This is a genomic window from Mycobacterium sp. 852002-40037_SCH5390672 (assembly GCF_001665875.1).
Classification (GTDB): Bacteria; Actinomycetota; Actinomycetes; order Mycobacteriales; family Mycobacteriaceae; genus Mycobacterium.
Genome location: NZ_LZTA01000096.1, coordinates 1 through 26396 on the forward strand (window position 1 = coordinate 1; position 26396 = coordinate 26396).

The following is a 26396-nucleotide window of genomic DNA, read 5'->3' on the forward strand; positions in this document are numbered from 1 at the left end:
TGCCGCGGGCGTCTGAGACGCGGTGCGCCACTTGAGGAAACTGCAAATGTTCACGCCATCTCGGCCTCGGCGCGCTCCTCTTCCAGCCGGTCCTTGCTGCGCAGCAATCGCAGCAGCGTGACGAAAAGCAGCCCGCCGACCATGTTTCCGACGACGGCATAGCCGAACCATCCCAGCCAGTCGAGGTAGCCGAACGGCGCCTTCCCGGTGATGAGCGCGCCGAGGCCGAGATGGCGTGAACATTTGCAGTTTCCTCAAGTGGCGCACCGCGTCTCAGACGCCCGCGGCAACCTCCAATTCCTTCAAGGATGCCTCCAGGTGTCCGAGCATGCGCTGCAGATGCGGGACGCTGCGGCGACAGCCAACCAGACCGAAGTCGAGGTTGCCGGCGTTGTTGGCCACAGTGATGTTGACCGCCTGGCCGTCGAGCGGGATCGATAACGGATAGTTTCCATCCAATCGTGCTCCACGCCAATACAACTGGTCGGGGGACCCGGTCGATACGTTGGAAATGACGATGTTGAACGGCGGTGAGCCCGCGGACAGGTAGCCGGGGATCAGCCCGAAGAACAGTCCCCCAATGTTGAAGGCGGACAGGGCCAATTGCTGAACCGGCGGAAGCTGCCAGAACACCTCTTTGGTGTCCCGGATGGATGTGCTGATGATCTCGAGCCGCTTCGCCGGGTCGTCGTGGTCGGTTGCGAGGTTGCACAGGAAGGTCCCGACATTGTTCCCGCCACGGTCGTCGTCGTCCTTGCGCATATTCACCGGGACCATGGCGGTCAGAGGCGCGTCCGGAAGGGCGTTCTGGTCGATGAGATAGGCACGCAGGGCCCCGGCGGACATGGCGAGTACGACGTCGTTGACCGTCGTACCGGTGGCTGATTTGACGGCGTTGATGCGCTCGAACGAGTAGGACTGCGCCGCAACCCGCCTGGCGCCGCCGATTCGGACATTGAACATGGAGCGAGGCGCCCGAAACGGCAGCGTCAGTTGTTGTTCGAGCAGCGCGGCGCGCGCGAGCTTGAGCGTGGACGGTGCCAAGGCGAGCGCCGACCCAGCGGTGCGACCGACCCGGTCAAAAAGGGACGGCTGTTGCCGCCGCCCGCTGCGCTTACGCGGACCCAGGCTCCACGGAACCCGCACCTCATCGTCGTCGGGATCGGGGGTGAAGGCGCGCTGTACCAGGCGTAGCGCCGAGACGCCGTCCATGAGGGAATGGTGATACTTCGTGTAGACCGCATACCTCCCGTCCTGCAGGCCTTCCACAAGGTGCGCCTCCCACAGCGGACGGTGGCGATCGAGCAGGCTGCCGTGCAGCCGGGACGCCAGCTCGAGCAGGTCGCGGACTCGTCCGGGTTCGGGAAGGGCGGACCGCCGAAGGTGGTAATCGAGCTCGACGTCCTTGTCCAAGGACCACGCGACATTGGTGAGTCCGCCGAAGAACGCGGGATGCTTACGGAAGGACGGCTGCACGTCCGTGCACTCGAGCATCGCCTGATACGCCTCGCGCACGAAATGGGGACCGGCGTCCTCGGGGGGTTCGAAGAGCTGCAGCGAGCCCACGTGCATCGGGTGTTCGCGTGACTCGCCGATGAGGAACAACGCGTCCGTCGGTGATATCGGTTCCATAGTCGTTCCCATTCGTCCGCTGCGCCGTCCATCTAGCACATGCCCCTTTCGTATTAGCCGCAGTGAGCGATTGCTAATCGCAAATGACCGTCCGAAATCGGGCGGTCGGCAGAGCGCTTGCGTGCGGGATCGTTTGGGTACTGACGCTCAAGGGGGTGAGGATGTCGGCGGATTCGGGTTGTCCCAAGCGGATGAAGGCGTGACGCCGTCCGGCCGGATGGGCGCACCGGGCCGCCGGCTTTCGTCGCCGTACCGGAGGCACACCCTCAAACCCGTTGGACGGCAGTCACTTTCAGGCACCTGATGGATCGCTCGGGTTGTTGGCCAGGGCTTCACCCCACGCCGAGCAGCGGCTAGCGCCCGGTGGCCTGGAAGATGACCCGCCGCGCGATCTGGACCGCATGGTCGGCGAAGCGTTCGTAAAAGCGGCCCAACAGGGTGGCGTCCACCGCAGCGGCGACACCCTGCGTCCAAGCGGGATCCATCAACAGCGCCAGCAGCTGGCGGTGCAACTCGTCCATCGCGCCGTCGTCCTGGCGAATCTGCGCGGCCCCCCGCGGATCTTGAGACACCAGCACTTGTCGCGCTCCGAGGGCCAGCGCCTCGGCCGCTTCACCCATGGCGGCGACGCAAGGCCGCACCTCGGCGGCAACGGCCGGATAGGGGTGACGGCGGCGGGCGATCTCGGCTATGTGCACCGCCAGCTCGACCATCCGTCGCGCATCCGCGGCGATCCGGAGGGCGCTGACGATCGCGCGCAAGTCCGTGGCCACCGGGGCCTGCAATGCCAGCAACGCGAAGGAGGTTTCCTCGACGTGAGCGTCGAGAGCGACGATGCGCCGTTGGCGGGCGATGACGCATTCGGCCATCTGCAGGTCGGCTTCCAGCAGCGCGTCACTGGCGTCCTTGATCGCGTCAGCGGCCATCGCGCACATGTCTGCGAGCTGTGTGGTCAGCATGCACAGCTGCTGGTGGAAACCGGTTCTCATCCTCTACGGAATAGCCCGCCACCGACAAATAAACCGCCGGTGCGACAACGGCAGAAAACTGCCAGCTAGCTCGCGTCCTCCGCGAGCGCGCGAGCCTCCCGCTCGGTTTCGACGGCAGGCCCGGATCCGAGCAGCGGCTTGCCGGCGACTTCCGGGGTGAACAGCAACGTGACGGCTCCCACCACGCCGCCGAAGATGAGCATGTAAGCCGGCACCATCACGTTGCCGGTACCGGACACCAGCGCCTGGGCGATCAGCGGGGTGACACCGCCGACGAGGGAGATCGAGATGTTGTACGAGATCGCCAGCGCCCCGTAGCGGACGTTGGTGGGAAACAGTGCGGGCAGCATGGCCGGGCCGGTGCTGTCGAAGCACAGTTCCATCAGGCCGATCAGTAGCACGCCCATGAAGATCACCGGGTACACGCCACCAAAGCGGATGAGCAGGAACGCCGGGATGGAGGCCACGATCAGCAGCCCGCAGCCTGTCCACATGATGGGTTTGACGCCGATGCGGTCGGACAAGCTGGCGACGAGCACCACGGTGAGCATCAGGATCGCCAGCGTTGACACGATCATGACCAGTCCGGCGGTGTGCCCGACGCGCACGAAGAGTCTGAGGTATGTCGGCAGATACCCGGTGAGCATGAAGTCGGCCACCTGGGAGGTCAGCACCAGCGCCGCGCAGATCAGCATCGGGCGCCACTGGGCCGCGACCGTGCGCCGAATTTGCTGTCGGCCTTGGTTGCCCGACGCGGGCGCACTGTCGTTCGCGCTCTGGTAGGCGGAGGACTCCTTGAGCCGAAGCCGCAAGTACAGGGCGACCAGGCCGAAGGGCAAGCCGAGCAACAGCGGAATCCGCCAGCCATACGTCAGCATGTCGTCGTCCGGCAGCCAGGTCTGCAGCCCCGTCACCAGCAACCCGGCCAGGACGAATCCGACCAGGTTACCCATGGGCAAAAACCCGACCATCATGCCGCGTTTGTGGTCGGGGGCCTGCTCCACCAAGTAGGTCATCGCGCCGACGTACTCACCACCGGTCGACAGGCCCTGAAATATTCGTGCGATGACAAGCAAGATCGGCGCCCAGATGCCGATGGTGCTGTAGGTGGGCAGCAGGCCGGTCATGGTCGTACTCACCGTCATCATGAGGATGGTGACCACCAGCACGCGGTGCCGCCCAATGCGGTCCCCCAACGGACCGAAAATGAAGCCGCCGAGGGGGCGCACCACGAACGCCGCGGCCAGCGTCCCGAACGTTGCGATGAGGTGGACTCCGCTGACACTTTTGCCGGGATAGAACACCTGCGCGATCGTGGTGGCGATATAGCCGTAGACCCCGAAGTCGTACCACTCCATGAAGTTGCCGATCGCGGTGCCCATGATGGTTTGCCGCATCGCAGGATCGGCGACCCTGATGTCTTTACGTGCCCATTTTTTGCGGCGCCGTCCATTACCCATCGAATGATGGCTTACCCGAAACGTTCCGGTGACGAACCAGCGGGGTCGGGTAACCGCACCTGTTCTCGGGTCACCCGCGGGCCGCCGCGATGGTCCGGCAAGGTCATGCGTGGATGCGATCGGGCGCAAAAAATGCCAGCTAGACGGCCGTAGCCAACGCCGGCAACGACGAAGGTACGGCGGCGCCGGAGCAGGGATTGGTTATTCGCGTCACGTTCGGTCAGTCGCGGCGGTGGCTCATCGGCCTTTCAGGCTCCCGATGCGCAGTGAGAAGTCGGTGGATTTGGGCTGCGGTTGGTCCTCGAGCTGCTCGACGTAGCGGCGGGGGTCGCGATCCGTGATCGGCAGCCCCTCGGTGGTGGGGTGCTCGGCCATGAACTCGCTGTATTGGCGCCCGAGCGCTTCGCGAAGCCCGATAGGGGCGTTGCGACGAAAGTCCGACAGCCCTTCTCGTTCCTCCTCGCCCATGTGATCGTCGTTGGCCTCCCGGGTGCGCCCCACCGCTGCCCACCACTGCTCACTGCCGACTGTCGTGGCGTTGGCCTCGCGCACACCGTCGCGAATGTCGTTGTGATCACCGATCGCGTCGAGGGTCTCGCCTTCGGCGTCGTCACCCCCGCGTTTCAGCAACTGCGGGTAGAAGATCTGTTCTTCGATGTAGGCGTGCACGTCCAGCTTGTCGGCGAGCGGACCCCATACCCGCTTCAGCGCGGCTTGGTCGTCGGGACGCTGCGCCTGCAGGTCATCCAGGCGCGCGAACTGTTCGCGGAACCACTCATGGTCGGCCAGGATCAACATGGTGATGTCAGCCATCGGAGAGTCCTGCCTCTCTGCACGCGGGGTCTGCCGGGGCTTACCCGGTTTACCAGCTGAGGTAACAACTCGACGCGGGATGCGTCGACCGCGTTCATCGCCTGGATTATGCCCTTGGTCGAGTTGGTGTGCGCTGCACATAATCTACCGATTTAACGCTCGCGTCAGTCGTCTGCTGACTCTGCGGTGTCGGCGATCCCGTCGCCCGCGCGTTCGTTGGCGCTGTGGCCCTGAACAGCAACTCACCGCAAGGCCACGGTTCTGCGGGCGGATACACTGGGGCCGTCAGTCAGGCGGTCAGCTTCGATCGCACCCGTTAAACCAATAAAGAATCAGTCAGAGGTTGTGCCTTGTCCGAAAAACCCGGCGATGCCGTCAGCTTGGAACCGCACTTCGAGGACGTACAAGCGCACTACGACCTGTCCGACGAATTCTTCGCGCTCTTCCTGGACCCGACCCGTACCTATAGCTGCGCCTATTTCGAGCGCGAGGACATGTCGCTGGAAGAGGCACAATACGCCAAGGTCGACCTGTCCCTCGGCAAGCTCGGCCTGCAAGCCGGCATGACGCTGCTCGACATCGGCTGCGGGTGGGGCACCACGCTCGTCCGCGCCCTCGAGCGCTACGACGTCAACGTCGTCGGCCTCACGCTCAGCCGCAACCAGCAGGCGCACGTGCAGCGCCGTCTTGACAACCATCCTTCGACGCGGTCCAAGCGGGTGCTGCTGCAGGGCTGGGAGCAGTTCGACGAGAAGGTCGACCGCATCGTGTCGATCGGCGCATTCGAACACTTCGGGCGCGACCGCTACGACGAGTTCTTCAAAACGGCCTACGAGGCTCTGCCGGCTGACGGCGTCATGATGCTGCACACCATCATCAAGCCCAGCGACGAGGAGTTCGCCGAGCGCGGGCTGCCCATCACCATGACCAAGCTGCGCTTCATGAAGTTCATCATGGATGAGATCTTCCCGGGCGGTGACCTACCACAAGCCAAGGGCGTGGTGGAGCACGCCGAGCGCGCGGGCTTCGGCGTGAAGCTGATCCAGCCGCTGCGCCTGCACTACGCCCGCACGCTTGACACCTGGTCGGCCGCGCTCAAGGCGCGCCGGGACGAGGCCATCGCCATTCAGTCCGAAGAGGTCTACGACCGGTACATGAAGTACCTGACCGGATGCGCGGACCTGTTCCGCGAGGGCTACACCGACGTCGCGCAGTTCACCCTGACCAAGGGCTGACGGCGAGTCGCTGGTTAGACCGGAAGTGTTGCCGGCGAAGGGGTTTCGGTCTTCGCCCCGGTGCTCGCGGGCTTGAGGTGAAGGTCGTCGCTGACTTCGTCCAGCGCCAGTCCAACCGGTTCGCGCACCAAGACCGTCGTGGCGATTCCTGCCGCGTAGCAGCAGAATCCCAACAGCGTCACCGCCCGTAGCCCTGCCCCGCTGAGCAGGAGCGGCACGAAAAGAGCACCCAAGAAGGCCCCCAAAGTCGTGGTGCGCCGTCAACTGTCCATCTTCGGCGTACACAATTACGAACCCCGGCACCTGGCCGCAGCGCTGAGCTTTTTGCAGCGAACGCGTGAGCGCTTCCCGTGGCCCGACTTGATCGCCGGCCCGGGGTCGCTCGAGGACCTTGGCGCGCTGCTGACCGCACCCGCGGGACCTGCGCCGCGGTACTCGATAACCCCATAACCATGGGTATCTCGCAGGGACATCTGGGTTTACTACCCCAATTCCGGGGGTAATTTCACGGCAACAACCTGGTGGGCGCCGAAGTCCTTGGTGCAACGCCGCTGGAAGGACTGACCGTGAGCGCCAAACATCGCATGCCCGAGTCACCGGAGCAAAGCCCGCCGCCGACCGATCGTGGTCGGCGCCATGGGTTGTCCAGCGCTGCGGCGGTATGTGACATCGTCTCCGCTTCGCTGTTGTGCGCTGCCTGCCTGACGGCGCTCGTACTCAACGGAGCCCACCCCGAGAAGCGCGCTGTTGCCGCCAATCTCGAACCGCCGGCCATCTCGCAGCCGGTGAGTCAGGAAGGAACCGTGGTGGCCGTGTCGGCGGACTCGGTGACCATGCGCGGTGTCGACGGGCGTATCCAGACCTATCACTTCACGCCGAACACCACCGTCGTCACCCATGGGGCCCGCCAACCCGCCACCGGCGCAGCGCATTTCACGATCAACGACAAAGTCGTTGTGGTTGGGACGATTGAGGGTAACAGGGCACTGGCGACCGCGGTGGCCGACCGCGGTGCAGGGCATGGCGACGCTCCGCCGATGGATTACCTTGGCGGCCAGGGATTTCCATCCGGTGCCGCCTGAGGTTTGCGCCGAACGTCGCGAATCGATGCGAAGCCTGTGGCAGCGGGCGTTGCTCGCTGCGGGGATGTGGTCCCGGCCTAGTCTGGTAGCGATCCGGACACAGGAGGCGCCATGAGCGAGCACGAAGCAAAGATGATCATCTTGTCCACCGATGACCTGGATGAGTCGATCCGGTTCTACAGCGAGACCTTGGGCATGCCACTGAAGTTTCGCGACGGTGCGCATTTCGCGGCCCTCGACGCGGGCCCGGTGACGCTGGCGCTGGCAACGGCGGTCGACCATCCCATCCCCGGGCAGATCGTGGTCGGCATCAAGACCGCGGACGTCGATGCCGCGGCAACGGCCGTCGAGTCCAGTGGTGGCGGCCTCGTGAAGGGACCCTACGACGACGCCCACGAACGACGCGCCGTGGTCTACGACAACAAGGGCAACGGCTTGGTCTTCTACCAGCCATTGGCCAAGTAGCAACGCCTTTCCGAGAGTGCCGGTGCGCGATTACTTTCCGGTGCGCTCACGGTGTTTGCAGCCCGGCCAGCAGCACGGCCGGCGTTTGCCCTCTTCCAGCTCCTCCTGGGTCCGGCGGATGCGGCGCTCTCGGGTCGCTTGCTGCTTGGCGTCCTCGACCCAACAGATGAACTCGTTTCGGGCGAGCGGCGTGATGTCTTTCCACGCGGCAAGTGCGGTGGCATTGTTGATCAACGAGTCGCGCAGATCTGCAGGCAACTTGTGTACTACCCCACCGGGCACGGTCTGAAGGCTCATCTGTCCACCAAATGCGCGCTGCCATCGTGTAATTCATCGCGGCGCAACGTCATCGGGGTGAGTGCGGGGACATCGCCTCCGGTGACCACGGCGCGAGTGATCGGGGTGAGCGCCTGGAACAGCGTCTCCACTTCGTCGTCGCTGAGCGCGTCGAGCGCGGAGAGCGCCAGCGTGTCGGTCGTCAATTCGATGTGCTCCTTCAGTTCGCGTCCCGCTACGCTCAGTGTTCCGTCATCGTCGAGCAGCCCCCGCTCGGCAAGCCGTTGCTCGTGCTGACGCCAGGATGTCTCGTCGTAGTCACGGGTGCGGGCGATGTAGTCGCGAGGGACGTTGCCCGCCGCGGCGTGTAAGACATTGGATTCCCGACCGGAGACACCGGCCGCGGCCAGCACCGCCACGTGCGCGTCGCCACGATGCTCGCGCAACAGCGTCGTGGCGTGCCACAGCGCGGACAGCGGGTCGTCCGGCCACGGCAACGCCAGGTTCGCGGCGAACAGCGGACGCGCGTCGAGCGGTGCGTGGCGCGCCGCCTTGCCCGCCAGTTCGGCTGCAACACGGATGTTTTCATCTGAGCCGAGTCCGTAGCGGCGCAGCGCCGCCACCGCGGCCTCCTGCCGAGCTTGCAACGCGGCGTGCGGGCCCGCGATGTCCCACGCGGCCGGTAATGCCTTGGCGACCCGTTGGGGTGCGAAGTTGTAGAAGACGGCCGTGACCACCTCCCTGGGCGCCGCGCCCAACGGCGCTGAACGGGCCGCGAAATAACCCATCCAGAAACCCCGGTAACCCAGCGCGTCCAGCGCCGCCCGCGCCTCTGGTGCGAAATAGGTCACCGCGTGCACCGGTTCGTAGCGATCGAAGAAACGTCGGGCCAGCACCGGTTGTCGTCGCATGCTGGGAGTTAACCACTGGCGCCGGCGGCGACCAAGCACGGACCTGTGCGGAGCCGAAAGCACCTCAGCCTAGGCTCGAGAAGTGACCGTCCCCTATGACCAGGCATTGCGTGAGCGGATTCGGAATAATCTGGCCGCCCACGACCGCCGCGCGCTGAACGACCCGACCAAGCGGCATGCCGCCGTCGCGGTGGTGCTCGTCGATTCCGAGTTGGGGGAGGACCGAGTGGATCCCGTGGCGGTGGACGACTGGAATGCCGGTCGTCCGATGCCCGCATCGCACCTCGACGGTCGCATGGTCGATGTCTCCGGCGGCGCTGCGTTCCTGCTGTGCCGCAGGGCATCTCGTCTCAGCTCGCATGCGGCGCAGTGGGCCCTTCCAGGCGGCCGCCTCGATCCGGGCGAGACCGCGGTCGACGCGGCGCTGCGCGAACTGCGTGAAGAGGTCGGGATCGAGTTACCCGATTCGACCGTCCTGGGTTTGCTCGACGACTATCCCACCCGGTCCGGATACGTGATCACTCCGGTGGTGGTCTGGGGAGGCGGACGACTCGATCTTGCGCCCGCGCCCGACGAGGTGGTGGCCGTCTATCGAGTGGGCTTGCATCAACTCCAGCGTGACGACTCGCCACGGTTCATCGCCATCCCGGAAAGCCCCCGACCGGTCGTGCAGATCCCGCTGGGCAATGACCTCATCCACGCACCCACCGGCGCGGTGCTGCTGCAGCTGCGGTGGCTGTGCCTGGAAGGGCGAGCCGATCCGGTCGACGGGCTGGAACAACCGGTCTTCGCGTGGAAATAGCTATCGCGCAATCTCTTTGCGAGTCGCCCAGGAGTGCTGCACTTCGAAGCTGGTAACGCTCACCTCAACGTTGGTCCTGTGCATCGAACAGCAAGGTCGCCAGTTCCACCAGCGATGTGCCCGAGACGTCCCAGGCGCCGGGGGGCTCGAGGTCGGGTTTCTGGCCCGGTCCGTATTCCTCTGGTCGCGCGACGTAACCGGTCGCCAGGCCGCTGTTCTGGGCCGCCTCGAGGTCAGAGGGGTGCGCCGCGACCAGCATCACTTCCCCGGGTTCCAGATCAAGGAAACGCGCGGGAGCTTGGTAAGCGCGCGGATCGGGTTTGTAGGCCTTGTCGATATCGGAACCGAGTACCACATCCCACGGCAGGCCGGCATACTTCGCCATATCGACCAGCAGTCCAGTGTTGCCGTTGGACAGTGGTCCGACAATGACGTGCCGCTTCATGGCCACGATGCCGTCGACGCTATCCGGCCACGGGGGCAGCCAGCGCCACGACCGGGCGAGTGCCTCCACCTCGTCGCCGGGCAGCGCTTCGGCAGCGACGCCGAACTTCTCGAGTGACGCGACGAGGTTTTCTCGATGCAGAACGTCCAGCGACACGAATTCGCGACATCCCGAGCGGATTTCGGACATTGAGGGAAGGTATCGACTCCGCCATTCCATCGCGAACGCCTCCGGGTCGAGGCTGATGCGGTGGCGCTGCGCGAAATGCCCTACGGAGGCCGCGATCCCGGATCGCCAATCGACGACTGTTCCGAAGGTATCGAACAGAACGGCACGTACTGCCCGGCCGGTCGAGGGCGAGCGGTAATCGGTCATTCGCCCAGGCTAACGCCGCGCTCGGCAGCGCACCTGGAAGAAGTGCTGGGAATCGACGCGAGCGCCTCGTCGCAGGACTGAGCGGCGCACGTCAACCGGCGTACTGTATCGTTAGCTACGCGAACGAAATCGCGACACACTTTATCGATGACTTGATGGGAGGCTGTTGTGGCCCGAAGCGCCGGCGATACCTGGGATATCGTGACAAGTGTCGGCTTCACCGCGCTGGCTGTGTGCGCAGCGCGTGCCCTCGATGCCGGGCTGCAGCCGCCGTTGGCGAATGACGACTTCGCCGCCGGCTTCGTCGCCGCCGCCGGTGAGCCAAACCTGATTGCGGCAGTTGACAACGCGGACATGAGTAGTGCCGCGGCCTTCAACGCACAGTGGGTGGGGGTGCGGACGCGGTTCTTCGACGAGTTTTTCGCTCACGCCAGCCGATCCGGAACGCGCCAGGCGGTCATCTTGGCGGCCGGATTGGATTCTCGGGCGTACCGACTGGAATGGCCGACCGGCCATACGGTTTTCGAAGTCGACCAACCACGGGTGCTCGAGTTCAAGCAGCGGGTCCTCGACCAGCGGGGTGCCGTACCGTCGACGGGGCGCGTCACCGTTGCCACCGATCTCCGCGACGACTGGGCGGGCGAGCTGATCGCGGCGGGCTTCGACCCCGGCCAACCTACGGCCTGGGCGCTGGAGGGCCTGCTGCCGTATCTGCCGGGGGCCGCGCAGGATGCGCTGTTCGAAAAGCTGCACGAGTTGTCGGCTACCGGTAGCCACATAGCCGCCGAGCTCGGACCGGCGCCAGGTGAAGTGCAAGAATTCGCCAACAATGTCCCCACCATCAGCCAAGACACCGCCCATCCGCCGGTCGCCGAACTGTGGTATGACGATCCACGTGCGGACACCAAAGACTTTCTGACCCAACGGCATTGGCGGGTCACCGGCGTGGACTTGGTCGACAAGGCGGCTAACGACTATGGTCGCCCCTTCCAGGAGTTACCGGCAATCTTCGAGCGGTTGCTGCGCACCAAATTCTTCACCGCGGTCCGCGAACGCTGAACCGTCGTCCGCCCCGCAGCCATGCAACCGCGGGTCTGCTGCGGCTGTCATGTGACGGACGCTCGTTGTTCCCCCTTTGGCCACCAGCGGGCGGATCGGCTCTGCGACCCTTGACCCACGCATCGGGACGGACGTGTCTCGGCGCCTCGGGAAAGGGCCGCCATGACAAAACACTTGCGCGCTTACAACAGTCTTTGGCAGGTCCGCGGTGACTCGTGGTGCCGGTTGGAGGAAGCCGCTGACCGGCTGACCCGACCCACCACCAACGCAGAGCTGAAGGACAAATGGGCGAACGCCTGCCAGGAGCTGCTGGCGCGGCTCAGTACGCTGGAACCCTACTGGGCCTACCCTGGCGCGCCCCAATTCGCCCGCATTCAACGGCTTTTCGCCGCTGGCGGCTACGACAAGTTCGCGCAGGCGGTGGCACAGGTCAACCGGGCGCTGACCACCGAGTCGTACCGGTCGGGCGACGTGGACAACGCCGGGACCGACGAGCTGGACATGTTCCCGTCCGACCCGCGGCAGCTGTCCGAGCATCAACCCTCGACGCAGCGCGATCGGCCGTATTTCGAGGTGCTCGTCGTGGAGAAGATGACCGAAGAGCAGGAGCGGGCGCTGCGCAATGAGGTGCGCAAATGGCGACGGCCCGACGACGAATTCGTCTACGAGCTCGTGGTGGTGTCCAGCGGAGACGAAGCCCTCATCGCGGCGCGGCTGAACGTCAACCTGCAGGCGGTGGTGATCCGCAGGCGCTTCTCCCACCAGTCGACCAGGGATCTGTCGGCGCTATCAGAATTCGTGGATACCGCGGTGTCCGACGAGTTGAACGACCATCAGACTCCCGAGGAGCGCGCGCAGATCCTGGCGGTCGAGTTGGCGAAGTTGCGGCCCGAGCTGGACCTGTACTTGATGACCGAAATCGACGTCGAGGACATCGCCGGGCGGCTGGGCCAATACTTCCACCGCGTGTTCCACGCCCGGGAAGGCATGCTCGAGCTGCACCTGTCGATCCTGCAGGGAGTGGCTGCGCGCTACCGCACGCCGTTCTTCAGCGCCCTCAAGCAGTACAGCCACCGCCCCACGGGGGTCTTCCACGCGCTGCCCATTTCTCAGGGCAAGTCCATCGTCAACTCGCACTGGATCAAGGACATGGTCGGTTTCTACGGCCTGGACGTGTTCATGGCCGAGACGTCGGCGACGTGCGGTGGCCTTGACTCGTTGCTCGAGCCGACCGGTCCCCTGCGCGAAGCGCAACAGCTCGCGTCGCAGGCTTACGGGTCGCGCCACACGTACTTCGTCACCAACGGAACGTCGACCGCGAACAAGATCGTCACTCAGGCGTTGGTGGCGCCCGGTGACATCGTCCTGCTGGACCGTAACTGCCACCAATCGCATCACTACGGGATGATGCTCGCCGGCGCGAATGTCGTTTATCTGGAGGCCTATCCGCTCAACGAGTACTCGATGTACGGCGCTGTTCCGCTGCGCGAGGTCAAGTCGAAGCTACTGGCGCTCAAGCGCGCCGGCAAGCTCGACCGCGTCAAGATGATGTCGCTGACGAACTGCACCTTCGATGGCATCGTGTACGACGTCGAGCGCGTCATGGAAGAGTGCCTGGCCATCAAGCCCGACTTGGTATTCCTTTGGGACGAGGCCTGGTTCGCGTTCGCCCGCTTCCACCCCATCTATCGCACCCGCACCGCGATGGCCGCGGCGCTGACGTTACGCGAACGGATGCAGTCCCCCGAGTACCGGCTCCGATACGAGGAGTATCTCTGCGCCAGCGGTGCCGAAACGGCAAGTGAAGACGATCTTTTGGATCGACGGCTGATTCCCGACCCGGCCCGGGCACGGGTGCGGGTGTACGCCACCCAGTCGACGCACAAGACGTTGACCGCGCTACGGCAGGGATCGATGATCCATGTCTTCGATCAGGATTTTGACCAGAAGGTCGCCGAGCCGTTCCACGAGGCCTACATGGCGCACACCTCGACGTCACCTAACTACCAGATCCTGGCGTCCCTGGATCTCGGTCGCCGGCAAGTGGTGTTGGAAGGCGTCGAACTGGTGCAGCGACAGATCGAAAACGCGATGCAGTTGCGTGACGCCATCGACAACCATCCCCTGCTCAGCAAGTACATGCGCTGCCTGCGTACGTCGGATCTGATCCCGGAGGACTTCCGGCCATCGGCCATCGCCCAGCCGCTGCGCTCGGGGCTGCGCAACATGATGGCGGCCTGGGATCAAGACGAGTTCGTGCTCGATCCGTCCAGGATCACGTTGTTCATCGGGCTCACCGGCTACGACGGCGACACCTTCAAGCGTCAGCAGCTGATGGACCGTTACGGAATTCAGGTCAACAAGACGTCACGCAACAGCGTGTTGTTCATGACCAATATCGGCACCACCCGCAGCTCGGTCGCCTTTTTGGTGGAAGTGCTGGTGAACATCGCCCGCGAGCTGGACCAGAACATCTCCGAGATGAGTCTCGGCGAGCGGGAGCACTTCGAGCGCGCAGTCTTCCGTCTGACCGAAATGTCCTTGCCGTTACCCGATTTCAGCGGATTTCACGCGGCCTTCCTGGATCACAGCGGAACCGAACCAACGCCCGAAGGAGATGTTCGTCGCGGGTTCTACCTCTCCTATGACGACGCCAACTGCGAATATCTCACCGGAGAGCAAATCGAGGAAAGGCTGGACGCGGGGGTCGACGTCGTGTCGGCGACTTACGTAACCCCCTACCCGCCGGGGTTTCCGGTTCTGGTGCCGGGGCAGGTGGTCAGCCGAGAGATCCTGCAGTTCATGCGCGACCTGGACACCCCCGAAATCCATGGATACCTGCCGGATTTCGGGTATCGCGTGTACACCGAGAAGGCCGTCGAAATGGTCAGTCAGTCTGCCGGATTGGTCTCTAATAGTCACCGCTTCGCGGCAACCGCTCCCGATTCGGTGTCACCCAAGACGCCGAAGAAAAAGTCGCCGAAGCGGGTGGTCTCCGACGGAGGCCGTAACCTTCCCGAGGTCGGGCACGACGAACTGCTCGGTCGGCAACACCCCGGTGACGGACTCACACTCACCACGCCTGTCTCGCCGAGCGGAAACGGTGCCCCCGAGGCGGGGGCGGGCCAACTCACCGACGAGTAGCAGCCCGGCGACGCCGGGGTTTCGCGGTATGCGTCACGCCGCCCGACAGGCGACTTTCGAGGATGCTCAGCGCGCGTTCGGCCCATCGAATGTTGTCCTCTTCGAAGGAGATTCCGCGCATCAGCGTCAAGTAGGGGCCGACTCGTTCGGTTTGGACCAGGTAGTCGTCTTCACTGCGGCCGTCCAGCATTCGCGCCCGCAACCGTTCGTAGCGTTGCACTTTGGCGCTCGCCCATTGCAGTCGTTCGCGAACGAACTCACGGACGGCATCGAGGTCTCCGGCGTCGGCCGCTTGAACCTTGACCAGTAGTTCGTCGCGGATGACCGAGGGTTTCGGCACCTTAGCCGTGAACTGCCGGATCGCGTCGCGGCCGGCCTCGGTCAGCGAGAACATGCGTTTGTTGGGCCGGCGTTCCTGATGTACGACCCGGGCCCGGATGAGGCCTTGCTCAGCGAGCCGGTCGAGTTCGCGGTACAGCTGCTGCGGGGTGGCCGGCCAGAAGTTTGCGACCGAAGCGTCGAAGTCTTTGGCCAGGTCGTATCCCGACGATTCACCCTCGAGAAGGGCGGCCAACACCGCGTCACGCAGCGACATCGGTCGATGTTACAACGATGCGATTAATCAACAAAGTGATTAATCGCACTCTGGACATAGAGCGCCGAGCGGCTTAGCGTCGATCGCAGCACACCTACTCAACTAGTTGACTATGCGAGGCCGCTGATGCACCCATTTCGCAAAGCCGTCGAAGAGCGCGACGAAAAGGGCATCCAGGCGATGCTGGCCGACACCGTGGTATTCACCAGCCCGGTGGCGTTCAAGCCGTACGTCGGCAAGCCAATCACCGCCGCCATCCTGCGGGGTGTGTTGCGGATCTTCGAGGACTTCCACTACATCCGAGAGATCCACGATCCCAGCGGCCGCGATCACGCCTTTGTGTTCGAGACCGGGTTGGCCGGGGCGCCGGGAGTCAAGATCACCGGATGCGACTTCCTGCACTTCGATGACGACGGTCTGATCGACGACTTCATGGTGATGGTGCGGCCGCTGTCGGGAGCGACGGCATTGTCCGAGGCGATGGGTGCCCAGTTCGATCGCATCCAACAGGAGGCGCTCGAATTGGCCAATCAATCCGCTACCGCGTAGAAGTAATGACCATGCGGATTGGACTGAGCATCAACTATGCGGGCGGGTTCAAGGACGTGGCCGCCGAGGTGGCCGACCTGGAACGCGCCGGGTTGGACATTGTCTTTGTCCCCGAGGCGTATTCGTTCGATGCGGTGAGCGCGCTGGGCTACCTGGCCGCCAGCACCCAACGGGTCGAACTGGCCTCGGGCATCCTGCAGCTCTACACCCGAACCCCCACCTTGACCGCGATGACGGCCGCCGGCCTGGACTACGTCTCCGACGGCCGGTTCACCCTCGGCCTGGGCGCATCCGGTCCGCAGGTGATCGAAGGGTTTCACGGTGTTCCCTACGATGCCCCGATCGGCCGGACTCGCGAAGCCATCGAGATCTGCCGCCAGGTGTGGCGACGTGAGGCCGTGCAACACCAAGGCAAGCACTACACGATCCCGCTGCCCGCCGACCAGGGCACCGGGCTCGGTAAACCGCTCAAGCTGATCAACCAGCCTGTCCGAGAGCGTATTCCGATACTGGTAGCCGCGCTCGGGCCCAAAAATGTCGAACTGGCGGCCGAGATCGCCGAGGGCTGGCAACCGATCTTCTATCTGCCCGAGAAGGCGCAGGACGTCTGGGGGGATGCCCTGGCAGCCGGCCGGGCCAAGCGCGACCCCGGCTTGGGTGAGCTCGACATCTATGCCGGACCCGTCCTGGCCGTAGGTGAAAACGTCGAGCCGCTAAGGGAATTCGTCAAACCGCACCTGGCTCTCTACATCGGCGGAATGGGCGCCAAGGGCAAGAACTTCTACCATACCCTGGCCACCAAATACGGCTACGGCGCCCAGGCCGATCGGATTCAAGAGCTCTACCTGGCCGGTGACAAAGAGGGCGCCGCCAAGGTCGTGCCCGACGATCTGGTGCGAGACGTCAACCTGATCGGTACCCGGGAGTTCGTCAAGGAACGGCTGGCGGCATTCCGCGAGGCGGGGGTCACCACGCTCAACGTGTCGCCCATCGCGTCCACGACGGCTGAGCGGATCAAGCTGATCGAGACGTTGCGCCAACTGGTTTGATCGCCAACAATGGCCGTCCGGATCAGGCCTGGCGGTGACTATCTCCGCGTAGCCGCCACGCTCTGGTGGCCGCAGCGGTCAAGGCCAGTACCGCCATCACGGACAGAATCACCACCGAGGCCGCGGGCCCGACGGTGACCAATATCAGCGGCAGGGCAAAGCCGACGTATGTGACGACGTAGAAGACCCCGGTCAGGGCTCCGCGCAGGTGCGGCGGGGCGGCGGCTTCCAGGTCGATCAAGCCTTCGCGCAGACACAGCCCCGATGCGCAGCCGAGGACCAGCAAGAGCGGTAGACCCAACGGCGGGGTCAGGGCCGGCGGCGCCACTGCGGCTACCGCGTAGCCGATCGCTGCCAGCACCGCGCCGGCGGTACCGGCCTGTGGGCCCCACCGGAGCGCGCGGGCCAGTACTTGAACGACGCCGCTGACACCGTTGACGATCAGGGTGGCCGTGCCCGCCGCCATCGGAGCCGCGAGCTCGGTGTGCAGCCGGCTCGGAATTGTGACGAATCCCAGTGTCGCCGAGGCATATACCCACGGCGCTAGCGGCATGGCCCAACTCAAGGCGCGGCTGAATCCCCGCGCGGTCGGTGCGGCCGCCGCCTGACCCGAGTCAAACTCGGTCGCCGGCGCGGTGACCTCGGTGCGTCGGGCCGCGCCGATGACGGCCAACGTTGCCAGCACGACGGTGGCGGCGGCGACACCAAACGACACCCGGACGCCGGATCGGCCGGCCGACGCAATGAGCCCCCCGGCGAACGGTCCGAGGGCGAAACCGGCCGTGAGTACGGCTCCGGCGGTCGCGGCACCGGCGGGGCCTCTCAGATCTGAAGCCCATGCGGTGCACGAGCTGATGGCAAGACCCACACCGACCCCGACGATCAGCCGGCCCCACAACAGCGCATCCGGGTGCTGGGACAGCAGCATTACCGCCGTCCCCACCAACGCGGCAGCCGCACCCGCCAGCGCCACTGACCGGCGCCCGAGCGCGTCCGACGTGCGTCCGCCGATGAGCAACCCGGGAAGCAACCCCAGCGCATAAATGCCGAAAATCCCGTCGAGCGTGGGCGTGCTCAGATGCTCACTGTCGCTGATCACGGGCATCAGCCCGACGAAGTGGTTGGCGATCCATCCCGTTGCCAGCAGCAGAACCAACAGGCTGACGAACAGCGCCTGGGTCCCCACCGGTTCGTGCCCCGTTCGGACCCCGCCATCGTGGCCGGTGCGCACGTTCGACGAGGTCACTGAGCTCCTCCCCTCCCCAACCCAAGGTGCATGCGCCGCCGACCGACGATGGTAGAACGCGTCGTCACCTGGGCAGTTATTCCCGCTCGACGCGATCGCACCGCTGGGGCGCCCCGATGTCACCGATTCGACGCCCTCCTGCAAACACCGCGTTCACCGCGCCGATCTCCATTCGGGGTTTGAAATCAGGCGATTTGGTGTACTGATACCACTACTCGCACCCAGGAAGGCAAATGATGAAGTACATTGCGGCAGCCACGATCGCGATCTCCGTCTTGCTGTCCAGCGCGTGTTCGGCCTCACAGGTCATCAACACCGGCGGGGACACAAAGTGCAAAGACTTCACCACGCAGGACGAAAAGAAGCAGAACGACGAAGTCAGCAAGATGCTCAAAGACAAGAGCGGTGCCGACCCGACCAATGTGGAAATTTCCGCAACGCGGCTCTCGGTGACGACGTACTGCCAGACCCTCGGCAAGCCGGACACCAAGATCTCCGAGGCACCACACGGCTGACGGCAACTGCCCACGGCGCGCAGCCGGTTCCCGCTCGGGAGCCGGCTGTCTGCGTCCTGAACGGCCGCCGACTTCCTCTACCGCGTCAAGGCAATCCGGGCCGCCACACTGCGCGACGGCGCGGTCCGGCCGAGCACCGCGGTGCTGCGCGACGCGGGGGCCAACCCGGCGGTAGGCGCGGGATTGGTTCGGGCGCAATAGGGCGGGCATTCGAATCATGATCAACTCAAACCTGGCGGCCCGCCGACGTCGTTCCTAGGCTGCGCGGGTGACCACGACCAATCTCGCGCCGGCACGCGTGTCACTTCGCGGCGTCAACCGAACGTTCGGAACGCATACCGTGCTGCACGACGTCGAGATCGAAATCGAGCCGGGCGAGGTCGTCGCGTTGCTGGGATCATCGGGCAGCGGCAAATCGACGCTGCTGCGCCTGATCGCCGGCCTGGACGGACCCACCGGTGGGCGTATCGAGATCGACGGCGAGGCCGTCCGGGGCATCGACCCACGCTGCGCCGTCGTGTTTCAGGAGCCCCGCCTGCTGCCCTGGAGGTCGCTGTTGGCCAACGTCGAATTCGGTCTGAGACCGGGCACCGGACGGTCGAAAGGTTCGGCGGCAGTGCAGCATTGGCTGGATGTTGTCGGGTTGACCAAGTTTCGCGACCACTATCCGCGACACGTGTCCGGCGGTATGGCGCAACGCGCGGGCCTGGCCCGGGCGCTGGCCCGGCATCCCAGCGTTCTGCTGCTCGACGAGCCCCTGGCCGCCCTCGACGCGCTGACCCGCCTGCGGATGCAGGACCTGCTCGACACGGTGCAACAAGAGGCCGGCACCACCACGGTTCTGGTCACGCACGACGTGGACGAGGCAGCGATTCTCGCCGACCGGGTGCTGGTCCTGCGCGCCGACGCGACCGGCGGTGCGGGCATCGCCGCGGAATTCGACATCCCGATCCCCAAACCGCGCGACCGTGGTGACCCGCGTATCACCGCGCTGCGCGATCAATTGCTGGAAGAACTCGGCGTCCCCCGACGCAGCAGTGACAGCCTGCGGTCCGCTGTCGAGGAGGAGACGAAAGCATGATGAAAGGTCGCCGCCTGACCTCTATTTCGGTGATGGCCACGGTCATCGCGGTGTCCGGCTGTGGTTCGAACTCCGGGAATTCGGCCTCCAAAGACATCCACCTGGATTACGCCTACTACAGCCCGCTGAGCCTGGTGGTACGCGATCAGCATCTGCTGGAGAACCGCGGCTACAACGTCACGTGGGTGCTTTCGGCTGGCAGCAACAAGGCCAATGAGGGACTGCGGTCGAAGGCGCTGGACGTCGGGTCCACCGCCGGCTCCGCCGCGCTGGTAGCACGGGCCAACGGGTCGCCGATCAAAGCCGTCGACCTGTACGCCGGGGGGGAGTGGACGGCCCTGATCGTCACCAAGGACTCGCCCATCAACTCGGTCGCCGACCTGAAGGGCAAGAAGGTCGCCGTCACCAAGGGCACCGACCCGTACTTCTTCCTGTTGCAATCGCTTGCGGCAGCGGGGCTTTCGCCGGGTGACATCGAGATCGTCAACTTGCAGCACGCCGATGGTAAAACCGCCCTGGAGCGCGGCAACGTCGACGCCTGGTCCGGATTGGATCCGTTTATCGCGGAGACCATTCAGCAGCAAGGCTCCCGATTCATCTACCGCAACCCGAATTTCAATACCTATGGGTTTTTGAACGCCCGGGAAGATTTCATCGCCAACCGTCCGGATTCGCTCCAGGCGGTGGTCAACAGCTATGAGGAGGCCCGCAAGTGGGCGAAGGCGCATCCCAACGAGTTGGCGGCATTGCTGGCCTCACAGGCGAACATCCCGCTGAGCGTGGCACAGGAGGAGTTGACACGGACATTGGTGGACATCGACCCGGTGCCGGGGGATCCGCAGCGCGCGATACTGACTCGGGTCGAGCCGCTCGCGTTGGCCGACTCGGATATCAAATCCGACGACGCCGGCCGCAACGCACTGAGCACCTTGATCGAGCCGAAGTACGTCCAGCAAGCGCACTGACGCAGAAGGCCGGGCGGCCCGCGAAGTTACCGCTGGCGCTGGTTGGCCTGATCGTTCCGGTACTGCTGCTGGTGATCTGGCAGCTTGCCACCGCCGTCACCGGGTTTTTCGCCCCCAGCCAGCTGCCCCCTCCCGGTGATGTGGTGTCCGCGCTGGGCGGGCTGCTCAGGCACGGCGAGCTATGGACTCACCTGAAGGCCAGTGGTTCGCGGGTGTTGGTCGGCTACTTGGCCGGTGCCGGCATCGCGCTCGCGTTGGGTTCACTGGTCGGGCTGTCGGTCACCGTGCGCGGGCTACTGGCGCCTACCCTGGCCGCCTTCCGGACCGTGCCGTCCTTGGCGTGGGTCCCGTTGTTGCTCTTATGGTTTGGCATCGATGAGACGCCGAAGATTCTCATGGTGGCAATCGGCGCATTTTTTCCCGTCTATACGACGACGGCATCGGCACTTTCCCACATCGACCCCTACCTGCTGGAGGTCGGACGAGCCTACGGGCGGCACGGTGCCTCGCTGTTGTCGACGGTGATGCTGCCGGCCGCGGCTCCGGAGCTGGTGAACGGACTGCGGCTGGGCCTGGCGAACGCTTGGCTTTTCGTGGTCGCAGCCGAGCTGATCGCGTCCTCGAAGGGACTCGGGTTCCTTCTCCTCGATAGTCAAAACACCGGCCGCACCGACGTGATGCTGCTGGCCATCGTGCTGTTGGCCGGCTTGGGCAAGCTCACCGACGGGGCCTTGGGCGCGGTGGAGACCCGGATCGTGCGCCGGCGCGGGTAGCCCGCGTCGGCAGACAAGCGGGCGGTGAGCAACTGCCAGACGGTGACCGAGTACACGATCCCGCGCTCCCATGCGCCATCGGGGAGCAGGTACGGACTTGCCGTTACTCCGTCGTGGCCGCCATGCTTTCACGCGGGGCCGGCTTACCCGCACAATAACGCGATGCGGGCAGTGTGGGAGACCTGGAAAATCGCGGCGCATTCGTCACGCAGCGCTGCGGGTGTTCGTCGATGCGTGCTGACCACCGCGGTGCTGATCGCGCTGACGGGATGCGACCCGGCGCACCACCGCGGTGCCCCCGCGTCAGGCGGTGATTTTGCCGGTCCGGTCGAGATCGGCAATGGGCGGCACCTGTATCTCGAATGCCACGGAAAAGGCGGCCCGACAATCATTTTGGAGTCCGGCTATCACAACTCGTCGGATCCGTGGAGTCATTCCGATGCCGCCGCGCCGGCAACAGGCCCGGCCGTACTGCCGGCGCTGGCCGCCGACCACCGCGTCTGCGCCTACGACCGGCCCGGCACCCTGCGCTACCCCGACCCACCCAGCATCACCGACCGCAGCTCACCGGCTGCGATGCCGCGCACCGCGCAGGACGTTGTTCAGGATCTGCATGCGTTGCTCGGTGCCGCCCATCTTCGGAGCCCCTACGTTCTGGTCGGGCACTCCCTGGGGGGACTGTTCATCCGGCTGTATGCCCAGACCTATCCCGACCAGGTGCGGGCACTGGCGTTCGTCGATGCGTTCCCGATCGAGATACCAAGCCTCTTGGGATCGGATTGGCCCACTTATCGCCAGTCCTTGGACCAGCCGTTGCCCCAGTTCGCGAATTCGCCTTCATTCGAGGAAATCGACATCGAGAAGAGCGTCGCGCAGGTTGGCGCGGCCCCGGTTTTCCCGCCGGTCTCCACCGTCGTGTTGACCAGGACCGAGCCGTTCGCGATCCCCGGCACCGTTTCGCCCGAGCAAGGCGCCAAGTTGGAACAGGCATGGCGAGAGGCCTCGGCGGACCTGATCGCGCTGCGGCCACAGACACCGCACATGATCGCGACCGGCAGCGACCACTTCATCCAAATTCACCAGCCCGACTTGGTTGCGGCCGGTGTACGTCTGGTGATGCAGAGGTCTGCCGAGAACCGCTGAGCAACGGCTGCGGCATACTCGGCCCATGACCGTGCTGCTGGCCGTGGCCGCTTCGGCCGAATTCGCCGGCCTCGTCGCCCTCGCAGTCCTATTGATCGTGTCGCGACGGCAGCTCAACGGAGCACGTGCCGCGCTCGAGCGCAGCCGCAGCCGCAGTGGCCGGCCAAGACGGCGCCGCGGGGTGGCGCCTTTCGCGATCAGAACCGCCTTCAAGACGGCCGATTCGCTGCTGACGAAAGGTGTCGGCGCCACGGTGCGCAATTCGGTCGAAGATCTCGCCGGCTGGGCGCAGGTGGAGCGGCCCGATCTTGCCCGGCTCACCGCCAACGGCGATGTCGTCATCGCCTTCTCCGACATAGAGGATTCCACCGCGCACAACGAGTTGTTGGGCGACCGGGGATGGGTGAAGGTGCTGGACAGACACAACAGGCTCATCCAAAGATTGATCGACGACCACGGCGGTCACGTGGTGAAGAATCAAGGCGACGGATTCATGATGGCCTTCGCCGACCCCCGCCAAGCCGTGCTGTGTGGTATCGGCGTGCAACGCGCCCTGCTCGAAAACACCGACCGTTGGGAGGGTATCCGCGTCCGCATCGGCATCCATGTGGGCCCGTCGGTCAGGCGCGGCGACGATCTTTTCGGGCGCAATGTCGCGATGGCGGCTCGGGTTGCCGGACAAGCCCGAGGCGGTGAGATCCTCGTCAGCGAGCAGTTGCGCGACGTTATCGACGGCACACCGGGTATCGAACTCTGCGCCCCTGGCGAGTTCGAACTGAAAGGCCTGAAGGGAACTCACAATCTGTATCCGGTCAAGGTGTCCGACTGACCGCGCGTCGCTCCGCTTAGAAGAACGTCCCGGCATGCGGCGCTTCGGTCACCGCGAACAGTTGATCGGCCACATCGAGCGACAGCGGATCGTCGGCCCGGGCCAGCCCGGCCGCGGCGAGGCTGCGCCAGTTCGTGCCGCCGAGTAGCGCCGCGCCCAGCCCCTCGATCCCGACGTGCACGTCGGCGCGGTGGGCCGTCGGTTCGGCGCCGTCACCGGTGATGGTGAACGTCGTTGAATTATTCGGCAGCAGTGGGTCTTTCACTGCGATCGTCACGGTTCCACCGCCAACATAGGATCGTGCCGTCAGCGCGCGCTCCGCATCGACGATCCGCAGCCACGTCTCGTCGTGCACCGCGGTGACCTTGGCCGCCCGGCGATCGACAAACAGCCAGGGCAACGCGTTGTCGACGGGTAACATCCAAAACCTCACTCGGTGAACAAGATCCAGGCCGAGAAGGAAACGCAGCAGCCCGAGATAGGCGTCCGCGGTGGGCGCGAAGAAATCCTCGACCACAATGGTGCGCTGATCGCTGACGAACCAATTCTCGGTATCGATGGGCCGGTAGCGGGCGAAACCCGACTCGGCCCCGGGTTCACCGTGCACGGCGACATACCAAGCCCCCGAGGATGATTCGGTGCGAAGGCGGGCGCTCTCCCACCATACGCCGGGGCGGTCGATGGTTCCGGGACGAGATGGGCGGTTGGTGTCATAGACCCGGGGCAGGATCTCCCAGACTTCGGCGGCGCCGAGCAGCCGCACCGGACCACCCGACCCGACATCGGCGCGAAACGCGGCCCGTGATGTCGTAATCTCCACGCTTTGCGCGCAACTCGCCACCCCGTAGCCATACCGCTCATAGATGGTGGCCTCCGATGCCCGCAGTGACGCAACCACCTCACCGCGGGCGGCGATGTCGTTCAGCTGGTGCGAGATCAGTTCGGTGGCGATACCCCTTCGGGTGAAGGACGGCAGCACCCCGATATGAGTGACTGCGGCATGGCTCACGGTGGCTCCCCCGGGAACGGTCAGCGTGCTCGTCACCGCGTCCGCCGTGCCGACGAGTTGTCCGTCGACGAATGCGCCGACGGTGCGGCCGGGGTCGAGTAGCTTGGCGATCTGGCCGGGCGGCAAGTTCGACCTCGGCGGCAAACCCACCATCGCGGTGCGAAACAGATTCGCCGCGGCGACGAGGTCGTCCTCGGTGTCGAGAACCCGGATCTCGGTGGTCATGCGGTCATCATTTCTGCTTGGCGCACAGCGTCACCCGATGGGTGTGATCCCCGCGTTGGACATCGTGAACCCGTGGCCGGAGGGAACCGTGCACGTGACTCCGTCGGTTTTGGATGCACATCTGAAGGGACCCACGCCGGCGGTCTGGTCGTAGCCAAGAACCGGCGTACCGATCCCCGCGTTGCCGAGACAGGAAACACCCGTGCAGTTCGTGACCACTCCGGTCGTGGACAGGCGCACGGACGCAGGCGGCTCGTTGGTTTGGCAATAGGCCTCGTCGGGGATGCCCGGATCCCGCTGGTAGTCGATCTCGCAACTGATATTGCGGGACGGGGACAGAAAGGAGCACACCGACGCCGTGCAGGCCGGGTTATCCGCGATGGCCGGGGCAGCCCCCACGCAGCCAGCAACGACGAAACCGATTGCCGTGATGACCGCACGCCTCACGTCAGCCCCTAACGGTTGGTGTGCCGCAGAAGTTATCAGACGCCAGCGAGTTGTACCCCTGCTAACGGATGGGCAGGCCGGTCACCGCCCGCGAGATCACCAAACGCTGGATCTCGCTGGTGCCCTCGAAGATGGCGAAGATCTTTGCGTCGCGGTGCATCCGCTCCACGGGGTAATCGCGGGTATAGCCGTTGCCGCCCAGGATCTGGATGGCCTCGTCGGTGACGTAGACCGCGGCCTCGCTCGCGGCCAGCTTGGCCATCGAGCCCTCCGCCGAGTCGAAGTTCTGGTTGTTGCGTGCCATCCAGCCGGCCCGCCACACCAGGAGGCGGGCAGCGTCGATGCGGCTCTTCATGTCCGCCAGCTTGAACGCCACCGCCTGAAATTCCCCGATTTTGCGGCCGAATTGCTCACGCTGGCAGGCGTATTCGAGCGCATACTCGTAGGCGGCGCGGGCCACGCCGACGGCCATCGCCCCGACCGTGGGCCGGGTGCGCTCGAAGGTCTTCATCGCCGCCTGGCCACCCGTGGAGGCGCCGGACTTCACCCGGGCTATCCGCGCCTCGAACTTCTCCCGGCCGCCGAGGATGGCGTCCTCGGACAGCCGGACGTTGTCGAGCACCACCTCAGCGGTGTGTGAAGCGCGAATCCCGTGCTTCTTGAACTTCTGGCCCTGCGCCAGACCTTTGGTGTCCGGCCCGATGACGAAGCTGGCCTGTCCGCGGGTGCCGAGTTCGGGATAGACCGAGGCCACCACGATGTGCACGTTGGCGATGCCGCCGTTGGTGGCCCAGGTCTTGGTGCCGTTGAGCACCCACTCACCGGCGGCCTCGTCGTAGCGCGCACGGGTGCGGATGCCGCCGACGTCAGAACCCGCATCGGGCTCTGATGAGCAGAAGGCACCGAGCTTGGGCTCGTCGGACGTACCGAACATCTCCGGAAGCCAGCGCCCCAGTTGTTCGGGAGTCCCGTTGCCCGCCAATGCCGCTGCGGCCAGGCCGGTGCCCATGATGGACAGCGCGATGCCTGCGTCACCCCAGAACATCTCCTCGAACGCGGTCAGCATCCCCAGTCCGGTCTCTTCGGCGGCCTGCTGTGCGAAGAAGTCGGGGGAGTACAGGCCGACCTTTGCGGCCTCCTGAATCACCGGCCACGGGGTTTCCTCCCGTTCGTCCCATTCGGCCGCTGCCGGACGAATGACGTCCGCCGCGAACTTGTGCACCCAATCGCGCACCTCGATCACGTCGTCGCTGAGTTGCATTGAGAATGTCACAGCTGTGCT

28 protein-coding genes and 1 pseudogene are annotated in these 26396 nt (G+C 65.1%); 15 read left to right on the forward strand and 14 right to left on the reverse strand.

Features of this window, described 5'->3' with window-relative positions; translation table 11 throughout:
• Positions 1-50: 50 nt before the first annotated feature.
• From A5782_RS25655 to A5782_RS16880, 5 genes and pseudogenes are all read right to left on the reverse strand, one after another.
• A pseudogene (locus A5782_RS25655) lies at positions 51-221 on the reverse strand (formate/nitrite transporter family protein); the annotation flags it as partial.
• 52 nt (positions 222-273) lie between these two features.
• Positions 274-1632, reverse strand: a complete 1359-nt coding sequence (locus A5782_RS16865; protein ID WP_067102601.1) for a wax ester/triacylglycerol synthase family O-acyltransferase — start codon at positions 1630-1632, stop codon at positions 274-276.
• Between the two features lie 353 nt (positions 1633-1985).
• Positions 1986-2621, reverse strand: a complete 636-nt coding sequence (gene phoU, locus A5782_RS16870) for a phosphate signaling complex protein PhoU (protein WP_067102605.1) — start codon at positions 2619-2621, stop codon at positions 1986-1988.
• Between the two features lie 65 nt (positions 2622-2686).
• Positions 2687-4018, reverse strand: coding sequence for an MFS transporter (locus A5782_RS16875; protein ID WP_067102704.1), 1332 nt, complete (start codon positions 4016-4018; stop codon positions 2687-2689).
• A 300-nt stretch (positions 4019-4318) separates the two neighbouring features.
• Positions 4319-4894 (reverse strand): hemerythrin domain-containing protein, encoded by a 576-nt coding sequence (locus tag A5782_RS16880; protein WP_067102609.1) that lies wholly within the window; start codon positions 4892-4894, stop codon positions 4319-4321.
• A 350-nt stretch (positions 4895-5244) separates the two neighbouring features.
• Here A5782_RS16880 and A5782_RS16885 point away from each other — a divergent pair, with 350 nt between their 5' ends.
• A complete protein-coding gene (locus A5782_RS16885) occupies positions 5245-6129 on the forward strand; it encodes a cyclopropane mycolic acid synthase family methyltransferase (RefSeq protein ID WP_067102612.1) in 885 nt (294 codons plus the stop codon).
• A 14-nt stretch (positions 6130-6143) separates the two neighbouring features.
• On the opposite strand, the gene A5782_RS26250 is transcribed toward A5782_RS16885, so the two are convergent.
• Complete coding sequence (locus A5782_RS26250; RefSeq protein WP_156623999.1) at positions 6144-6347, reverse strand: hypothetical protein; 204 nt, start codon at positions 6345-6347, stop codon at positions 6144-6146.
• Positions 6348-6378: 31 nt separating this feature from the next.
• Between A5782_RS26250 and A5782_RS16890 the strand changes: the two genes are divergently transcribed.
• The 3 genes from A5782_RS16890 to A5782_RS16900 all read left to right on the forward strand — a co-directional run bounded on the left by A5782_RS16890 (position 6379) and on the right by A5782_RS16900 (position 7676).
• The gene (locus A5782_RS16890) at positions 6379-6579 is read left to right on the forward strand and encodes a hypothetical protein (protein ID WP_067102617.1); all 201 of its coding nucleotides are present in this window, start codon (positions 6379-6381) and stop codon (positions 6577-6579) included.
• Positions 6580-6695: 116 nt separating this feature from the next.
• Positions 6696-7211 carry a hypothetical protein gene (locus A5782_RS16895; protein ID WP_231986710.1) on the forward strand — a complete coding sequence of 172 codons (516 nt, stop codon included), beginning with the start codon at positions 6696-6698 and terminating at the stop codon, positions 7209-7211.
• Between the two features lie 111 nt (positions 7212-7322).
• On the forward strand, positions 7323-7676 hold the full coding sequence (locus A5782_RS16900) for a VOC family protein (protein WP_067102623.1): 354 nt from the start codon (positions 7323-7325) through the stop codon (positions 7674-7676).
• Between the two features lie 30 nt (positions 7677-7706).
• Here A5782_RS16900 and A5782_RS16905 read toward each other — a convergent pair whose 3' ends face one another.
• Both A5782_RS16905 and A5782_RS16910 read right to left on the reverse strand, forming a co-directional pair.
• A complete protein-coding gene (locus A5782_RS16905) occupies positions 7707-7973 on the reverse strand; it encodes a YdeI/OmpD-associated family protein (protein WP_067102626.1) in 267 nt (88 codons plus the stop codon).
• Positions 7970-8863 (reverse strand): hypothetical protein, encoded by an 894-nt coding sequence (locus A5782_RS16910; protein ID WP_067102629.1) that lies wholly within the window; start codon positions 8861-8863, stop codon positions 7970-7972. The genes A5782_RS16905 and A5782_RS16910 overlap by 4 nt, the downstream gene beginning before the upstream one ends.
• Positions 8864-8945: 82 nt before the next feature.
• On the opposite strand from A5782_RS16910, the gene A5782_RS16915 reads away from it, so the two are divergent.
• Complete coding sequence (locus A5782_RS16915) at positions 8946-9665, forward strand: CoA pyrophosphatase (protein WP_067102632.1); 720 nt, start codon at positions 8946-8948, stop codon at positions 9663-9665.
• Positions 9666-9729: 64 nt separating this feature from the next.
• Here A5782_RS16915 and A5782_RS16920 read toward each other — a convergent pair whose 3' ends face one another.
• On the reverse strand, positions 9730-10485 hold the full coding sequence (locus tag A5782_RS16920; protein WP_067102635.1) for a haloacid dehalogenase type II: 756 nt from the start codon (positions 10483-10485) through the stop codon (positions 9730-9732).
• A 168-nt stretch (positions 10486-10653) separates the two neighbouring features.
• On the opposite strand from A5782_RS16920, the gene A5782_RS16925 reads away from it, so the two are divergent.
• Positions 10654-11544: an SAM-dependent methyltransferase gene (locus A5782_RS16925; RefSeq protein WP_067102638.1), complete on the forward strand. Its 891-nt coding sequence runs from the start codon at positions 10654-10656 to the stop codon at positions 11542-11544.
• 162 nt (positions 11545-11706) lie between these two features.
• Entirely contained in the window at positions 11707-14688 is a 2982-nt protein-coding gene (locus A5782_RS16930) for an aminotransferase class I/II-fold pyridoxal phosphate-dependent enzyme (protein ID WP_231986711.1), read from the forward strand.
• Here A5782_RS16930 and A5782_RS16935 read toward each other — a convergent pair.
• The gene (locus tag A5782_RS16935; protein ID WP_067102642.1) at positions 14675-15283 is read right to left on the reverse strand and encodes a PadR family transcriptional regulator; all 609 of its coding nucleotides are present in this window, start codon (positions 15281-15283) and stop codon (positions 14675-14677) included. The genes A5782_RS16930 and A5782_RS16935 overlap by 14 nt on opposite strands.
• A gap of 126 nt (positions 15284-15409) precedes the next feature.
• Here A5782_RS16935 and A5782_RS16940 point away from each other — a divergent pair, with 126 nt between their 5' ends.
• Positions 15410-15832 (forward strand): nuclear transport factor 2 family protein, encoded by a 423-nt coding sequence (locus A5782_RS16940; RefSeq protein WP_067102644.1) that lies wholly within the window; start codon positions 15410-15412, stop codon positions 15830-15832.
• 11 nt (positions 15833-15843) lie between these two features.
• Positions 15844-16881, forward strand: coding sequence for an LLM class F420-dependent oxidoreductase (locus A5782_RS16945; RefSeq protein ID WP_067102706.1), 1038 nt, complete (start codon positions 15844-15846; stop codon positions 16879-16881).
• Positions 16882-16903: 22 nt separating this feature from the next.
• Here the strand turns inward: A5782_RS16945 and A5782_RS16950 are convergent, their stop codons facing one another.
• Positions 16904-18127 (reverse strand): MFS transporter, encoded by a 1224-nt coding sequence (locus A5782_RS16950; protein WP_067102649.1) that lies wholly within the window; start codon positions 18125-18127, stop codon positions 16904-16906.
• Positions 18128-18360: 233 nt separating this feature from the next.
• Here A5782_RS16950 and A5782_RS16955 point away from each other — a divergent pair, with 233 nt between their 5' ends.
• The 6 genes from A5782_RS16955 to A5782_RS16980 all read left to right on the forward strand — a co-directional run bounded on the left by A5782_RS16955 (position 18361) and on the right by A5782_RS16980 (position 23433).
• Entirely contained in the window at positions 18361-18642 is a 282-nt protein-coding gene (locus tag A5782_RS16955) for a hypothetical protein (RefSeq protein ID WP_067102654.1), read from the forward strand.
• A gap of 298 nt (positions 18643-18940) precedes the next feature.
• Positions 18941-19723: an ABC transporter ATP-binding protein gene (locus tag A5782_RS16960; RefSeq protein ID WP_082942984.1), complete on the forward strand. Its 783-nt coding sequence runs from the start codon at positions 18941-18943 to the stop codon at positions 19721-19723.
• Entirely contained in the window at positions 19723-20688 is a 966-nt protein-coding gene (locus tag A5782_RS16965; RefSeq protein ID WP_067102659.1) for an aliphatic sulfonate ABC transporter substrate-binding protein, read from the forward strand. The genes A5782_RS16960 and A5782_RS16965 overlap by 1 nt, the downstream gene beginning before the upstream one ends.
• A 71-nt stretch (positions 20689-20759) precedes the next feature.
• Positions 20760-21461 (forward strand): ABC transporter permease, encoded by a 702-nt coding sequence (locus A5782_RS16970; RefSeq protein ID WP_067102662.1) that lies wholly within the window; start codon positions 20760-20762, stop codon positions 21459-21461.
• Between the two features lie 162 nt (positions 21462-21623).
• Positions 21624-22604, forward strand: a complete 981-nt coding sequence (locus A5782_RS16975) for an alpha/beta fold hydrolase (RefSeq protein ID WP_082942982.1) — start codon at positions 21624-21626, stop codon at positions 22602-22604.
• A 25-nt stretch (positions 22605-22629) separates the two neighbouring features.
• The gene (locus tag A5782_RS16980; RefSeq protein WP_067102669.1) at positions 22630-23433 is read left to right on the forward strand and encodes an adenylate/guanylate cyclase domain-containing protein; all 804 of its coding nucleotides are present in this window, start codon (positions 22630-22632) and stop codon (positions 23431-23433) included.
• A 16-nt stretch (positions 23434-23449) separates the two neighbouring features.
• Here A5782_RS16980 and A5782_RS16985 read toward each other — a convergent pair whose 3' ends face one another.
• From A5782_RS16985 to A5782_RS16995, 3 genes are all read right to left on the reverse strand, one after another.
• Positions 23450-24667: a GNAT family N-acetyltransferase gene (locus A5782_RS16985; RefSeq protein WP_067102672.1), complete on the reverse strand. Its 1218-nt coding sequence runs from the start codon at positions 24665-24667 to the stop codon at positions 23450-23452.
• A 30-nt stretch (positions 24668-24697) separates the two neighbouring features.
• Complete coding sequence (locus A5782_RS16990; RefSeq protein WP_067102675.1) at positions 24698-25114, reverse strand: hypothetical protein; 417 nt, start codon at positions 25112-25114, stop codon at positions 24698-24700.
• 61 nt (positions 25115-25175) lie between these two features.
• Positions 25176-26387: an acyl-CoA dehydrogenase family protein gene (locus tag A5782_RS16995; RefSeq protein ID WP_067102678.1), complete on the reverse strand. Its 1212-nt coding sequence runs from the start codon at positions 26385-26387 to the stop codon at positions 25176-25178.
• Positions 26388-26396 lie beyond the last annotated feature (9 nt).

Excerpts from the sequence above, each read along its gene's own strand:
- A5782_RS16865 (WP_067102601.1), bottom strand. The coding sequence starts at position 1,632 with ATGGAACCGATATCACCGACGGACGCGTTGTTCCTCATCGGCGAGTCA.
- phoU (WP_067102605.1), bottom strand. The coding sequence starts at position 2,621 with ATGAGAACCGGTTTCCACCAGCAGCTGTGCATGCTGACCACACAGCTC.
- A5782_RS16875 (WP_067102704.1), bottom strand. The coding sequence starts at position 4,018 with ATGCGGCAAACCATCATGGGCACCGCGATCGGCAACTTCATGGAGTGG.
- A5782_RS16880 (WP_067102609.1), bottom strand. The coding sequence starts at position 4,894 with ATGGCTGACATCACCATGTTGATCCTGGCCGACCATGAGTGGTTCCGC.
- A5782_RS16900 (WP_067102623.1), top strand. The coding sequence starts at position 7,323 with ATGAGCGAGCACGAAGCAAAGATGATCATCTTGTCCACCGATGACCTG.
- A5782_RS16905 (WP_067102626.1), bottom strand. The coding sequence starts at position 7,973 with ATGAGCCTTCAGACCGTGCCCGGTGGGGTAGTACACAAGTTGCCTGCA.
- A5782_RS16910 (WP_067102629.1), bottom strand. The coding sequence starts at position 8,863 with ATGCGACGACAACCGGTGCTGGCCCGACGTTTCTTCGATCGCTACGAA.
- A5782_RS16920 (WP_067102635.1), bottom strand. The coding sequence starts at position 10,485 with ATGACCGATTACCGCTCGCCCTCGACCGGCCGGGCAGTACGTGCCGTT.
- A5782_RS16930 (WP_231986711.1), top strand. The coding sequence starts at position 11,707 with ATGACAAAACACTTGCGCGCTTACAACAGTCTTTGGCAGGTCCGCGGT.
- A5782_RS16935 (WP_067102642.1), bottom strand. The coding sequence starts at position 15,283 with ATGTCGCTGCGTGACGCGGTGTTGGCCGCCCTTCTCGAGGGTGAATCG.
- A5782_RS16940 (WP_067102644.1), top strand. The coding sequence starts at position 15,410 with ATGCACCCATTTCGCAAAGCCGTCGAAGAGCGCGACGAAAAGGGCATC.
- A5782_RS16945 (WP_067102706.1), top strand. The coding sequence starts at position 15,844 with ATGCGGATTGGACTGAGCATCAACTATGCGGGCGGGTTCAAGGACGTG.
- A5782_RS16955 (WP_067102654.1), top strand. The coding sequence starts at position 18,361 with ATGATGAAGTACATTGCGGCAGCCACGATCGCGATCTCCGTCTTGCTG.
- A5782_RS16965 (WP_067102659.1), top strand. The coding sequence starts at position 19,723 with ATGAAAGGTCGCCGCCTGACCTCTATTTCGGTGATGGCCACGGTCATC.
- A5782_RS16975 (WP_082942982.1), top strand. The coding sequence starts at position 21,624 with ATGCGGGCAGTGTGGGAGACCTGGAAAATCGCGGCGCATTCGTCACGC.
- A5782_RS16980 (WP_067102669.1), top strand. The coding sequence starts at position 22,630 with ATGACCGTGCTGCTGGCCGTGGCCGCTTCGGCCGAATTCGCCGGCCTC.
- A5782_RS16985 (WP_067102672.1), bottom strand. The coding sequence starts at position 24,667 with ATGACCACCGAGATCCGGGTTCTCGACACCGAGGACGACCTCGTCGCC.